The 12,418-nt window shown below is 62.0% G+C and carries 13 protein-coding genes; 4 read left to right on the forward strand and 9 right to left on the reverse strand.

Features of this window, described 5'->3' with window-relative positions:
* The first annotated feature begins 8 nt into the window (after positions 1-8).
* Positions 9-401 (forward strand): Co2+/Mg2+ efflux facilitator ApaG/CorD, encoded by a 393-nt coding sequence (gene apaG, locus NKI95_RS08080; RefSeq protein WP_254816331.1) that lies wholly within the window; start codon positions 9-11, stop codon positions 399-401.
* Positions 402-407: 6 nt separating this feature from the next.
* On the opposite strand, the gene NKI95_RS08085 is transcribed toward apaG, so the two are convergent.
* From NKI95_RS08085 to NKI95_RS08095, 3 genes are all read right to left on the reverse strand, one after another.
* Positions 408-1,418, reverse strand: coding sequence for an Hsp33 family molecular chaperone (locus tag NKI95_RS08085; protein ID WP_352715680.1), 1,011 nt, complete (start codon positions 1,416-1,418; stop codon positions 408-410).
* Positions 1,419-1,595: 177 nt separating this feature from the next.
* Positions 1,596-2,507: an ornithine carbamoyltransferase gene (gene argF, locus NKI95_RS08090; RefSeq protein WP_352715683.1), complete on the reverse strand. Its 912-nt coding sequence runs from the start codon at positions 2,505-2,507 to the stop codon at positions 1,596-1,598.
* 14 nt (positions 2,508-2,521) lie between these two features.
* Positions 2,522-3,721, reverse strand: coding sequence for an aspartate aminotransferase family protein (locus NKI95_RS08095; RefSeq protein ID WP_352715686.1), 1,200 nt, complete (start codon positions 3,719-3,721; stop codon positions 2,522-2,524).
* Between the two features lie 355 nt (positions 3,722-4,076).
* Between NKI95_RS08095 and NKI95_RS08100 the strand changes: the two genes are divergently transcribed.
* On the forward strand, positions 4,077-4,601 hold the full coding sequence (locus NKI95_RS08100; RefSeq protein ID WP_023677348.1) for a GcrA family cell cycle regulator: 525 nt from the start codon (positions 4,077-4,079) through the stop codon (positions 4,599-4,601).
* A gap of 97 nt (positions 4,602-4,698) precedes the next feature.
* Here NKI95_RS08100 and NKI95_RS08105 read toward each other — a convergent pair whose 3' ends face one another.
* From NKI95_RS08105 to NKI95_RS08115, 3 genes are all read right to left on the reverse strand, one after another.
* Positions 4,699-5,706, reverse strand: a complete 1,008-nt coding sequence (locus tag NKI95_RS08105; RefSeq protein WP_352715689.1) for a magnesium and cobalt transport protein CorA — start codon at positions 5,704-5,706, stop codon at positions 4,699-4,701.
* A gap of 116 nt (positions 5,707-5,822) precedes the next feature.
* On the reverse strand, positions 5,823-6,548 hold the full coding sequence (gene phoU, locus NKI95_RS08110; protein WP_352488223.1) for a phosphate signaling complex protein PhoU: 726 nt from the start codon (positions 6,546-6,548) through the stop codon (positions 5,823-5,825).
* Positions 6,549-6,665: 117 nt separating this feature from the next.
* A complete protein-coding gene (locus NKI95_RS08115) occupies positions 6,666-7,931 on the reverse strand; it encodes a sensor histidine kinase (RefSeq protein WP_352715691.1) in 1,266 nt (421 codons plus the stop codon).
* Positions 7,932-8,128: 197 nt separating this feature from the next.
* Here NKI95_RS08115 and ppk2 point away from each other — a divergent pair, with 197 nt between their 5' ends.
* Positions 8,129-9,031 (forward strand): polyphosphate kinase 2, encoded by a 903-nt coding sequence (ppk2, locus tag NKI95_RS08120; protein WP_352715694.1) that lies wholly within the window; start codon positions 8,129-8,131, stop codon positions 9,029-9,031.
* Between the two features lie 24 nt (positions 9,032-9,055).
* On the opposite strand, the gene NKI95_RS08125 is transcribed toward ppk2, so the two are convergent.
* From NKI95_RS08125 to NKI95_RS08135, 3 genes are all read right to left on the reverse strand, one after another.
* Positions 9,056-9,805, reverse strand: a complete 750-nt coding sequence (locus NKI95_RS08125; RefSeq protein ID WP_023677343.1) for an enoyl-CoA hydratase-related protein — start codon at positions 9,803-9,805, stop codon at positions 9,056-9,058.
* 15 nt (positions 9,806-9,820) lie between these two features.
* The gene (locus tag NKI95_RS08130; protein WP_352715697.1) at positions 9,821-10,459 is read right to left on the reverse strand and encodes an acyl-homoserine-lactone synthase; all 639 of its coding nucleotides are present in this window, start codon (positions 10,457-10,459) and stop codon (positions 9,821-9,823) included.
* Positions 10,460-10,556: 97 nt separating this feature from the next.
* Positions 10,557-11,288 (reverse strand): helix-turn-helix transcriptional regulator, encoded by a 732-nt coding sequence (locus NKI95_RS08135; RefSeq protein WP_352715700.1) that lies wholly within the window; start codon positions 11,286-11,288, stop codon positions 10,557-10,559.
* A 271-nt stretch (positions 11,289-11,559) separates the two neighbouring features.
* Here NKI95_RS08135 and NKI95_RS08140 point away from each other — a divergent pair, with 271 nt between their 5' ends.
* Positions 11,560-12,411, forward strand: coding sequence for an ABC transporter substrate-binding protein (locus NKI95_RS08140; RefSeq protein WP_352715703.1), 852 nt, complete (start codon positions 11,560-11,562; stop codon positions 12,409-12,411).
* Positions 12,412-12,418 lie beyond the last annotated feature (7 nt).

The following is a 12,418-nucleotide window of genomic DNA, read 5'->3' on the forward strand; positions in this document are numbered from 1 at the left end:
AGCAGTTCATGTACAGCGCCGTCACCCGCAACATCGAAGTGCAGGTCAGGCCGTTCTATCTGGAGGATCACTCCGACCCGCCGCAAAACCGCTATGTCTGGGGCTACCAGGTGACCATCGACAATCAGTCGGATGAGTTCGTGCAGCTTCTATCACGCTACTGGCACATTACCGACGGCACCGGCAAGGTCGAGGAAGTGCGCGGTCCCGGGGTCGTCGGCGAGCAACCCGGACTCAACCCCGGCGACAGCTATCAGTATACGTCTGGATGCCCGCTCTCGACCCCGTCCGGCATCATGGTCGGGCACTACACAATGCGCAACAAACGGGGCGAGACGTTCGACGTTGCCATCCCCGCCTTCTCGCTCGATTTGCCAGGCACGCGGCGCACCGTCAATTGAGGCTCGTCATCCAGCCGCTGCAAACTCCGCCGGGTCGAAGTCATATTGCTTCGAGCAGAATTCGCAGGCGACGTGAATGCTGCCATCCTCGGTGCTGTCCCTGATCTCCTCGGCGGAAAAGCCTTCGAGGATGCCGCGGATCTTCTCCCTCGAGCATGAGCACTGGTCGGCGACCGGCACCCCGCCGAAGACGCGGACGCCATGCTCGTGGAAAAGCCGGTAAAGCAGCCGTTCGGCGCCGATCGTCGGATCGATCAGCTCGGTCGGTTCAATGGTACCAAGCAGCGCCAGCAGCTCCTGCCAGGAATTGTCGGTCGGGTCGTGGATTTCCTCACGCGGATCGCCGTCGCCACCGGGAAGGTCGGGTACGCGCATGCGCTCCGCCGACTGCGGCAGGAATTGTGCCAGCAAGCCACCAGCCCGCCATTGCTCGCGGGCACCGCCGACGCCGGGCGTCAGAAGCTTGGCAACCGAAAGCCGGAGGTCGGTCGGAATCTGCTCCGACTGGCGGAAATAGGTGCGTGCGGCATCTTCCAGTGTGACGCCGTCGAGCTGGACGATGCCCTGGTAGCGTTGCGTGTGAGCGCCCTGGTCGATGGTCAGCGCCAGGACGCCGCTGCCGAGCAGCGTCTGCGGTGACGTCTCGCCGGCAGAAGTCAAAGCCTGCAGCCGGTCGGCATCGAAGCGGGCATAAGCGCGCAGCGCGTGCGGCGTGGAGAAATCCGCGACCAGCATGTCGACCGGCCCGTCGGTGCGGGTCTGCAGAATGAACTTACCCTCGAACTTCAGCGAAGTTCCGAGCAATACCGTCAGCACACAGGCTTCGGCCAGGAGCCGGGCGACCGGCTCGGGATAGTCGTGGCGGCTGAGAATAGCGTCGAGCATCGACCCGAGCTGGACGGTGCGGCCGCGCACGTCGAGCGGGCCGACCTCGAACGGCACGACATGGTCGTCGCCGGCGTAGCCGAATTCGCCGAGCTTGGGTTTATGTTCAGCCAATTGATGAGTTTCCAACATGACAAAGCTCCGGGGCGCGGCGATGCCGCCCTCCGGGGCGCATGCGACGAGACGCGCTCGATTTGCGTGATGCGCCTGAGATAGGCACCACCCACTTCCGGATCAAGGCGGCCCGGATCAAGGCGGCGCAGATCAAGGCGGCGCGGATCAGGCCGGCCCGGATCACCGCGGCCCGTATCAAGCGCCCAGGCACCAGGCCAAGACCGCCTTCTGGGCATGGAGCCGGTTCTCGGCCTCATCGAACACCACCGAATGCGGCCCGTCGATGACCTCGTCGGTAACCTCCTCACCGCGATGCGCCGGCAGACAGTGCATGAACAGCGCGCCCGGCTTGGCTTTCGCCATCAGTGCCGCATTGACCTGATAGGGCAAGAAGACATTGTGGCCGCGGGCACGGTGCTCCTGGCCCATCGACACCCAGCAGTCGGTGACGATGCAGTCGGCCTCGTGAACGGCCTCCTCGGGCGAACGGGTGAATTTCAGCTTGCCGCCATTGGCTTTCGACCAGTCGACATGTTTCTGAGCCGGTTCGCTGCCCTCGGGCACGGCGACGTTCAGCTTGAAGCGGAACCGCGCAGAAGCCTCCAGCAGCGAATGCAGCACGTTGTTGCCGTCGCCGGTCCAGGCGATCGTCTTGCCGGCCACCGGACCGCGATGCTCTTCGAAGGTCATGATGTCGGCCATCAGCTGGCAGGGATGGGTCTCGTCGGTCAGCCCGTTGATGACGGGGACCGTAGCGTTTTCCGTCAGTTCCAGCAGCCGGTCATGCGAGGTGGTGCGGATCATGATGGCATCGACATAGCGCGACAGCACCTTGGCCGTGTCGGCAATGGTCTCGGAACGGCCAAGCTGCATCTCGGTGCCGGTCAGCATGATCGTCTCGCCACCCAACTGCCGCATACCGACGTCGAACGACACGCGCGTGCGCGTCGACGGCTTGTCGAAGATCATTGCCAGCACCTTTCCTTCGAGCGGCTTGGTGCGTTCGCCGGCCTTGAGCCTTGCCTTTCGCACAGCTGCGTCGTCGAGCATGAAGCGCAGATCGCCTTCGGAAACGGCGGAAAGATCGGTGAAATGGCGAAGGGACATCAGGAATTCCAGGATTACTTCGCGGCGGCAGCGACGATGGCATCCGCCAGGCTTTTGGCGCCGGCACGAATGCGCTCGAGCGCTTCGTGGATCTCGGCGTCGGTGACGGTGAGAGGCGGCAGCAGGCGGATAACGTTGTCGCCGGCCGGAACCGTCAAGAGATGCTGGTCACGCAGTGCCACCGTGACCTTGGTGTTGGGCATCGCGCATTTAAGCCCGAGCATCAGGCCGGTGCCCCTGATGCTTTCGATAACATCCGGAAATTCGTCGGCGACACCGGCAAGCCCCTGCTTCAACAGCAGCGCCTTGCGCCGGACGTCCTCGAGAAAGCCGTCTTCCAGCACCACGTCGAGCACGGCGTTGCCGACCGCCATCGCCAGCGGATTGCCACCGAAGGTGGTGCCGTGCACGCCGGCGGTCATGCCGACCGCTGCCTCGTCGGTGGCGAGGCAGGCACCCATCGGAAAGCCGCCGCCGATGCCCTTGGCCACCGCCATGAGGTCGGGTGTGACACCCGCCCACTCATGCGCGAACAGCTTTCCGGTGCGGCCGACGCCGCATTGGACCTCGTCGAAAATCAGGAGCAGTCCGTGCTGATCGCAGAGCTGCCGGAGGCGCTTCAGCGATTGCGTCGGCACTTGCCTGATGCCGCCCTCGCCTTGCACCGGCTCGATCAGGATCGCCGCGGTTTCAGGCGTGATCGCCTTTTCGGCGGCGTCGATATCGTCGAAACCGACCTGGTCGAAGCCGTCGACCTTGGGGCCGAAACCTTCCAGGTATTTGTACTGGCCGCCGGCGGCGATGGTCGCCAGGGTGCGGCCGTGGAACGCGCCTTCGAAGGTGATTGTGCGGTAGCGCTCGGGATGGCCCTTGACGAAGTGGTAGCGCCGCGCCGTCTTGATGGCGCATTCGAGTGCCTCTGCGCCGGAATTGGTGAAGAACACCTTGTCGGCGAAGCTGGCGTCGGCCAGCCGCTCGCCGAGCCGGCTCTGTCCCGGAATCTCGTACAGATTGGAGACGTGCCAGAGCTTGGCGGCCTGCTCGGTGAGGGCCGCGACCAGATGCGGATGGCTGTAGCCCAACGAATTCACGGCGATGCCGCCGGCGAAGTCGAGATATCGCTCGCCCTTATCGGTGACCAGCCAGGTGCCTTCACCGTGGTCGAAAGCCAGGGGTGCGCGAACAAAGGTCTCGAAAAGCGCCGAACCGCTCATTATATGCGTCTCCGGAACCGGAAAAATCAAAAAGCCGCCAAAGCGGCGGCCCTTGTGGCTTATCGTGTTTTTCGGCCGTGAAGTCAACGAAAAGGTCGCGTAAGGACGTGCGGCAAGCCCTCCAGCACAACGCCGGCTCGTAAGCGACCGGGCAAGTTGGGGAAAACCGAAAAAACCGATTCGTGTTGGCCTTGGGACTCTTGTCACCGAGTCAGCGCATAAGGTAATTGTAGTAGAGAAATAACTAGATTTCGTGCGGCGGACCTAATCACCCGATATATGTGGTGTCTGCCCGGCAGAAGCCGGGTCGGGAATGGATTCCGATTGCCGCACGTTTCAGCAGGAGCGCGGTCTCATGAACTGGACTGACGAGCGAGTCGAACTTCTCAGAAAATTGTGGTCGGAGGGCCTCAGCGCCAGCCAGATCGCCGCGCAGCTTGGCGGGGTCAGCCGCAATGCGGTCATCGGCAAAGTGCACCGGCTGAAACTGTCCGGTCGCGGACGCACGACCGCCTCACCGGCACGCCAGAAGAAGACGGTACAGGGATCGACGATCCAGAAATCGGTGTCGCGGGCAGCAAGCGCCACGCGCCATGCCACCACGTCGATGTCGATCGGTGCGACCGCGCTCAAGGCGCAGTTCGATGCCGAACCGGTGGCGCGCCACTATATCCGCCCGGTCGAGAACGTCGTCGTGCCGATCTCGCGGCATCTGCAACTCGTCGAGCTGAACGAGCGCACCTGCAAATGGCCGAATGGCGATCCGCTTTCGGAAGACTTCCATTTCTGCGGCAACGACGCCGCCGAAACCGGGCCCTACTGCAAGTATCATGCCCGCGTGGCGTTTCAGCCGGCATCCGAGCGGCGGCGGAGCAGGTGAATGGTGAATGGTGAATGGTGAATGGTAGCGGGTTGAGCTTGGAGTAAGAAGCAAGGCTCTTGTCTAGCCCTATTCACTATTCACCATTCACCCCACTTCATAGCCACCCATTCTTGCGAAACCGCCAGTAAAGAAACGTGCAGATCAGGGCAATTGCCGCCAGGACGGCCGGGTAGCCATACTCCATCCTCAGTTCCGGCATGTCGCTGAAATTCATGCCGTAAATGCCGGCGAATGCCGTCGGCACGGCCAAGATGGCGGCCCATGAGGCAAGCTTCTTGGAGATCGCCGTCTCCTGGCTTTGACCGACCAGAAGGCTCGCCTCGAAGGCGAAGGCGAGAACCTCACGCAGGCTGTCGATCTTTTCCTGGACAGTGCGGATGTGGTCGGTGACGTCGCGAAACAGCGGGTGCATGGCTGTGTGGATTTGCGGCAGATCGGCGCTGGTGAGCCGCCGGCAGACCTCCACCAGCGGCAGGGCCGCATTACGCAGGCGCAAGAGATCGCGGCGCAGCATATAAAGCCGTTCGATATCGGAGCCGGTCATCGGTTTCAGCAGAACCTTGTCCTCGATCGCCTCGACCTCGTTTTCGATCTGCTCGAGCACCGGCATGTAGTTGTCGACGATGAAATCGAGAATGGCGTAGAGGACGAAATCCTCGCCCTTGGCAAGGGAATGCGGGCAGCTTTCCCAATGCTGGCGAACGGCGGCGTAGGAGGTCGACGGGCCATGCCTGACGCTGACGATATAGCCGGCGCCGACGAACAGATGCGTCTCGCCGAAAGTGACACGGCTGTCGATCAACTGCGCCGTGCGGGCAACGATGAACAGGGCATCACCATATTGCTCGATCTTCGGCCGCTGGTGCGGATGCTCGGCGTCCTCGATCGCCAGCTCATGCAGATGGAATTGCGCCTGGACGCGCAGCAACAAATTGCGGTCGGGCTCCAGCAGTCCGATCCAGACCACGTGGCCCGGCTTCCCGGCCCATTCACCGGCTTCCTCGATCGGTATGTCGGCGATGCGCCGCCCAGCCGTATAGACACCGCAGGCGATTATGCCCGACAGCGGCGGCGCAGGAGCAAACTCGCGGACATATTCCATCGCAGCCTCCTGAAGGCGGGGCCTTCATCGCGGAACTGAGAAGTCGGCGCGTCGAAAGCTTAGCGCAATTTTCTGTCAGGTGGCGAATCCGAAATTCGCATCGGTGTCGGGAGAACTCACTTCGCCGGTGGCGTTGCAGGAAGAATAATCTTGTCCGTCTTGTCGCCCTTTGGACGATCGGCCGGCATCTGATCGCCGGTGACGATATAGTAGATCGTCTCGGCGATGTTGGTGGCGTGGTCGCCGATGCGCTCGATGTTCTTGGCGCAAAACAGGAGATGTGTGCAGGGGGTGATGTTGCGTGGGTCTTCCATCATGTAGGTCAGCAATTCGCGAAACAGCGACGTGTACATGGCATCGATCTGGTCGTCGCGGTCGCGCACGAAACCGATTTTCTCCACCGACCGCGACGCATAGACGTCGAGCACTTCCTTGAGCTGGGTCAGTGCCAGATTGGCCAAAGCCTCGAGGCCGCGGAACAGACTGTTCGGCTGGCGCCCGTCTGCGACCGCAACCACCCGCTTGGCGACGTTCTTGCCGAGGTCGCCTACCCGTTCGAGGTCCGCCGAGATGCGGATCGCGCCTACGATCTCGCGCAGATCCGTCGCCATCGGCTGGCGCTTGGCGATGATGATGATCGCCTTGTCGTCGATCTCGCGCTGTCCCTCATCCAGAACCAGGTCGTCTCGAATGACTTTCTGGGCAAGCCCCGGATCCGCATTAACCAACGCCGCGACGGCCTGCTCGACCATGCGCTCGGCATGCCCGCCCATCGCCGCGATGCGCTTCGACAGATATTTCAGCTCCTCGTCATAGGCGCTGACGATATGCACGGACTGCATGGACGAAATGCCTTCCCGGGATCTCGTGGTTGAGTCGTTCCCTCGAATCGCCGCTGATACGCTAGCCGGATGACAGAAAAAAGAAACGGCCCATTATGTGCTAGAGATAGTACCGCGTCAGCGAGCCGGCAAATGGACCGTGAACGCAGCGCCCTTGCCGACCTCCGACCTGATGGAGAGCCTGGCGTTGTGGCGGGTCAGGATATGCTTGACGATGGACAGGCCAAGGCCGGTGCCCTTCTGGGTCCGGCTGTTCTCTACGTCGACGCGGTAGAAGCGCTCGGTGATGCGCGGGATGTGTTCTTCGGGGATGCCGGGGCCGAAATCCCTGATGGTGACGTCGATGCCCGGTTCGGGATCGCTATCGCTGCGCGTGATCGACACCACGACGCGTCCGCCCGACTGACCGTATTTGCAGGCGTTTTCCAGCAGATTTTCGAAGACCTGGAAAAGCTCGTCCCGATCGCCGGGCACGTCGAGCGGCCCTTCCGCGAAATCACGCTCGATGACGACGCCGTTTTCCTTTGCGAGCGGCCCAAGCGAATCGATGACGCTGTCGATGGCCTGGCGCAGGTCGACCTCGGTTCCCGGCTTGAGATAGGGCTTCATCTCCAGGCGCGACAGCGACAGAAGGTCGTCGATGAGGCGCGCCATGCGGCTGGTCTGGTTCTGCATGATCTGCAGGAACTGCTCGCGCGCCGCGGGGTCGTTGCGGGCCGGCCCGCGCAGCGTCTCGATGAAGCCGGCGACCGAGGCGAGAGGCGTGCGCAGCTCGTGGCTGGCATTGGCAATGAAATCGGCGCGCATTCTGTCGATCCGGCGCGCCTCACTCTGGTCCTTGAACACCAGCACGTAGAGATCCGTGGCATGGCCGACAGAAGACGCGCTCACCCGATAGGCTCGTTCGACCGGCAGCTTTTCTATGTAGTCGACGCTGTCCGAAGCGACGTTGCCCGCCAAGATACTATCCAGCAAGGCCTGCATTTCCGGCGCGCGGAATTTCAGCGACAGCGACATGCCGGGGGCAATTCCGCCAAAGGCGGCAAAGGCGGCGGCGTTGGCGTGGACGATGGCGGCGGAGCGATCGAAAATGATCAGCGGATCGGCAACCGCCGCCGCGAGATATTCGCCGGAAAGCCGTTGCAGACCGCTCGCCTCGATGGCCGCGGCATTTTCGGTCGATTGACGCGCGACGCCGGCCGGCAGCATCGCAGCGGCAACCAGCACGACGCCTGCCAGAAGCACCACATAGCCGGACATGCCGGCAAAACCATACACCATCAGCACCGCAACGAAGCCAGCCGCCAGCAGCCAGCGGCTGTTCCACAGCCGCATGGCGACGGCTTGCGCCCTGCCTTTCCGCTCTGTGCCGATGTCGGCCATTTGCGCTCCGTCTGCGGCCACTTCAAGAACTTCCTGCTGGACCGGCGCTAGAGCACAGTGCGTCCAATTGGACGCACAAAGGACGCTCTACCACTTTATATGCTGCATCGTTCTTTCCGAAAATCGATTCCGATTTTCGGGCCGATGCAGTAAGGCTCCCAATAGCATGAGTCCGGAAGCTGGAAAGGTTCGTCTCGATGAAAAACGCCAGGGAAATCCCCGCCGCACCCTCATCGGGGCCGCTGAAGATCATGATCGACGGCAAGGAGCGGGAGTTCGACATCGAGGCCCCGACGCTTCCCGACTGGGTCGAGGACCGCAAGCTGACCGCCGGCGGCTATCCCTACGACAAGAAGATGAAGAGCGAGGAGTATGACGAGAGGCTAGAGAAGCTGCAGATCGAGCTGGTCAAGGCGCAGGCGTGGCTGCAGTCGACAGGCAAGCGGGTAATGTCGCTGTTCGAGGGGCGCGACGCTGCCGGCAAGGGCGGCACGATCTTCGTTTTGCGCCAGTATCTGAACCCTCGCACGGCGCGCAACGTGGCGCTGACCAAGCCGACGCCCACCGAGCTTGGACAATGGTACTTCCAGCGCTACGTCGACCACTTCCCGACGTCGGGCGAATTCGTCACCTTCGACCGCTCCTGGTATAACCGCGCCGGCGTTGAACCGGTGATGGGATTCTGCACGCCCGAGCAGCACGAGCAATTTCTGGACGAGGTTCCGCATTTCGAGCGGATGATCCGCAACGAGGGCATACATTTCTTCAAATTCTGGCTGAACATCGGCCGGGAAACGCAGCTCGAGCGATTCCATGACCGCCGCTGGAGCCCGCTGAAGAGCTGGAAGTTTTCGCCAATCGACATCGCCGGCATCACCAAATGGGACGACTACACCAAAGCGCGCGACCTGATGGTCGAGCGCACGCACAAGGAGTTCGCGCCCTGGATCATTGTGCGGGCGAACGACAAACGGCGCGCGCGGCTGGCCGTCATGCAGCGCATTCTCCTTTCGCTTCCCTATGACGGCCGCGACCTCGACGTCATCGGTAAGGAGGACAAGAAGATCATCGGCGAAGGGCCGACTTTCCTCGAAAAATAAGCTCACCTCATCAATACGCGGCTTTCATGCCGCCAGCCGGGCTATCCGCTGCAGTCGCTTCAGCGTGGTGTCGTCCTGCAGCGCCTGCTGGAAAAGCGAGATTTCCTGGTCGATGCGGTCGCAGAGCGCGCCGGTGTCCCCCCTGAGCAGGTCGCGCGTCTGCAGCAGCGCCGCGACAGGCTTCTTGGCGAGCTGCCTGGCTCTTGCCAGCGTGGCTTCCTCGACGCTGCCGTCCGTCACGATCTCGCCGACAAGGCCGAGTGCCCTGGCATCTTCGGCGGCGAGCGTGTCGCCCAGGCAGAAGAAGCGGAACGCCCCGGCATAGCCGAGCTTCTGCGGCGCCAAGATGCTGGTCGCCGCGTCCGGCACCAGGCCGAAATCGACGAACGGCACCCGAAACGTGCTCTTGCTCGAGGCGATCACCATGTCGCAGTGGAACAGAATGGTGCAGCCGACGCCGACGGCGTCGCCGTCGACACAGGCAAGGACCGGTTTCGGGAACGTCGCCAGCGTGCGGAACATATCGGTGACGGCGGCGATCAGTCGCCGATGTTTGGTGGCGTCGAGAAATTCGGAAAAGTCGGCACCGAGGCAGAAGCACCCGGCCAGGCCGCGCAGGACCACGACGCGGACGTCGTCGTCAACGGCGGCTTCGTGGAATGTCCTGGCCAGGCTTTCATAGGCCCGCCTGTCCAGCACCGGGCGGCCGTCACCCGACGACACCGTGACGATCAGCGTGTGATTGCGGAATTCTGCTTTTGAGTGAACGTTCATGGCCTCTCTCCAATCTCACGAGGCGCGTCTCTGTCCGAGCATGTCCGGGTACCCTCTGGCCAGCACCGGCGCAAAGTGGTTGCGGCGCGAACGCACCACGTCGAGCGTGTGCTCGTTGAAGGTGAGCAGGGTGGCAACCACCTGCTGGTTGCCATAGGTACGCTGGTAACCGAGCGGCGTTGCCAGGAAATGCAGCTGCAGCGCGCGAAGCACCCACATCGGCTCGAATTCGATGATCACCTGGTTGACGTTGCGCTTCAGACCCCACTCGACGAAGCCGGCGATCAGCTCGGTGCCGACCGTCGACACGCCGCGCCGACCGTCGCGGAATCCCGGCGCAACCGCATAGCGGGTCAGTTCATAGACATTCGGGCCCGACGGTGGGATTCCCTCATAAAGGTCCGCCAGCACATCGGTTAGAAGATGTGCCCGGGTCGTCGGCAACATCCGCTGATAACCGGCGAGCTCGCCATTGCGGATGACGATCTGGTGCACTGCCTCGTCGTGGTCGAATTGATCGATCTCGAGGCCATCGGGGTGCTGCAGATCGGTCCATCCCATCTCTTCGACGAAAACTCTGTAACGCAAACGATGAACTGCCTCCCAGAGGTCGGGCCGTTCCATCAATTCCTGGGTCGTGAGGGAAAAAAGCATTTGCCGTCTCCTAGTTTCAATAGGAAGATACGGCCGTGCTTTCCCAAAAAAATTACGCGATCACGCAAGCAAGAATTTCTAGGCCGGCGCGGCCGACCTAGTTAATATAGCCGCGCCTTATCGCTTCCGCGACGGCCTGGACCCGGTTGACGGCACCGAGTTTGCTTTTGGCGTTAAGAAGGTGTTTCTCTGACGTGTGTTCCGAAATGCCGAGAATTTGTGAAATCTCCCATTCGGACTTGCCAACGGCGGCCCATTGCAGGCATTCGCGCTCACGCGGCGTCAATTCGACATGGTCGATGGTTTTGCCCGCCATGGTGTGTAGCTGCATGGCGCGGCCAATCGCATAAGTCGAGACCAGCGACACCAGCCCGAACTCGGCGCCCGACAATTCGACAGCCTCGCCGCCTAGCGACACCATGACGATCTGGCCATCGAGCGTGATTAGCGGGAAGGCCAACCCGTCGCGCAGCTTGAATTCGCCGGCGTCGCCCATCACCTCGCCGCCGCCCTTGCCGATACGGATGCCCTGAGACGCTTCCCGCCACTGGAATGGCGCTTGAAGCTGCTTCATGTGACTGACGACGGGGTCGTGATCGACGTAATTACGCGCGACGTAGCGCTCAAGCCATTCAGCCGGCCAGTCGCAAAGCAGCACATGGTCCTTTTGCTGGTTTCTCGGCGTGCCGGGTTGCGGCACGGTCCCGGCCATAAGCGCCGTCAGCCCGAACCCGCTTGTTACCCCCAGCAGCTTTTCGCAGACGGCGGCGGCTGTGCCGGCGTGCTGCAACTGATCTATCAACTCCAGGGTACGATCGAAATGGCCCATCGCAACATCTACCCCATGTTGCCTTCCGCTCTTGAGGCCAATGGCAGTGATCAACCCGCACCACGCCATCAACCCCGGACTGCAAAGCTGCTTCCCCTGTGCGTCCTACTGCTCCTCTTCAGCCGGCATCACGCAGTCACTTGCAAACTCACTAAACAATATCCCTAAATTGCAATGATGAAACCAAAAACCGTTGTACCTGTGTTTTTTTCGTACAAAAATCTGTGTTATTTCGTACGAAAGCCGGGGCAAGACCGGACGGAGTCGTCGCGTGGCATTTCGGCGCATATCCATTTCATTGATCTCGATATTGATCGGAGCGCAATCGCTTGCGGCTGCTGCGCTCGCCGCGGAGCCGCAGGTGCCGGTGTTTTGGGACGCCAAGGAGCGGCTGCCAAAGCCGGACCTTTCTATGCTGCCGCGGCTGCGATTCCTGACCACCACGGATTTCCCGCCGTTCAATTTCCTCGATGGGGCAGGCCGGCTGTCGGGCTTCCATGTCGACCTGGCGCGCGCCATCTGCGCCGAGCTCGGCATTGCCGAAAAATGCCAGATCCAGGCGCTGCCCTGGGCCGAGCTCGAAGGTGCGCTCGGGAAAGGCGAGGGCGAAGCGATCATTGCCGGCATCGCCGCGACGCCGGAGTCGCGGTCGAAATACGCATTTTCACGCTCCTACCTGCAATTTCCGGCACGCTTCATCATGCTGAAGACACAGGCGCTGACCGAACCAATGTTCGACAAGCTGCGCAGCAAGCGTGTCGGCGTGATCGCCGGCTCCGCGCACGAGCGGATGCTGCGCGATTATTTCGGCGACGTCCAAATCGTCGCCTTCGCAAAGCCGGAGGAGCTTTATGGCGAGCTGAAAGCCGGCAAGATCGACGCCGCCTTCGGCGACGGCATGCGTTTCGCCTTCTGGCTCGGCGGTTCGGATGCAGCGGGCTGCTGCCGCTTTGCCGGCGGCCCCTATCTGGCGCCCGAATATCTCGGCTCAGGCATGGCAATCGCCACCAGGGCCGACGATCCGGCACTGGCCGCCGCTTTCGACTACGCGCTGCAGGAAATCTCGGTGAAAGGCACGTTCGCCGAGTTCTATCTGCGCTATTTTCCCGTCAGTTTTTTCTGAGCTTGGC

Source organism: Mesorhizobium sp. M0306, assembly GCF_040321655.1.
Taxonomy (GTDB): Bacteria; Pseudomonadota; Alphaproteobacteria; order Rhizobiales; family Rhizobiaceae; genus Mesorhizobium.

Coding starts and splice junctions, on each gene's coding strand:
- apaG (WP_254816331.1), top strand. CDS start 9: ATGTACAGCGCCGTCACCCGCAACATCGAAGTGCAGGTCAGGCCGTTC.
- NKI95_RS08130 (WP_352715697.1), bottom strand. CDS start 10,459: ATGCTTTTTTCCCTCACGACCCAGGAATTGATGGAACGGCCCGACCTC.
- argF (WP_352715683.1), bottom strand. CDS start 2,507: ATGTCCCTTCGCCATTTCACCGATCTTTCCGCCGTTTCCGAAGGCGAT.
- phoU (WP_352488223.1), bottom strand. CDS start 6,548: ATGCAGTCCGTGCATATCGTCAGCGCCTATGACGAGGAGCTGAAATAT.
- NKI95_RS08085 (WP_352715680.1), bottom strand. CDS start 1,418: ATGTTGGAAACTCATCAATTGGCTGAACATAAACCCAAGCTCGGCGAA.
- ppk2 (WP_352715694.1), top strand. CDS start 8,129: ATGAAAAACGCCAGGGAAATCCCCGCCGCACCCTCATCGGGGCCGCTG.
- NKI95_RS08115 (WP_352715691.1), bottom strand. CDS start 7,931: ATGGCCGACATCGGCACAGAGCGGAAAGGCAGGGCGCAAGCCGTCGCC.
- NKI95_RS08125 (WP_023677343.1), bottom strand. CDS start 9,805: ATGAACGTTCACTCAAAAGCAGAATTCCGCAATCACACGCTGATCGTC.
- NKI95_RS08095 (WP_352715686.1), bottom strand. CDS start 3,721: ATGAGCGGTTCGGCGCTTTTCGAGACCTTTGTTCGCGCACCCCTGGCT.
- NKI95_RS08100 (WP_023677348.1), top strand. CDS start 4,077: ATGAACTGGACTGACGAGCGAGTCGAACTTCTCAGAAAATTGTGGTCG.
- NKI95_RS08135 (WP_352715700.1), bottom strand. CDS start 11,288: ATGGGCCATTTCGATCGTACCCTGGAGTTGATAGATCAGTTGCAGCAC.
- NKI95_RS08105 (WP_352715689.1), bottom strand. CDS start 5,706: ATGGAATATGTCCGCGAGTTTGCTCCTGCGCCGCCGCTGTCGGGCATA.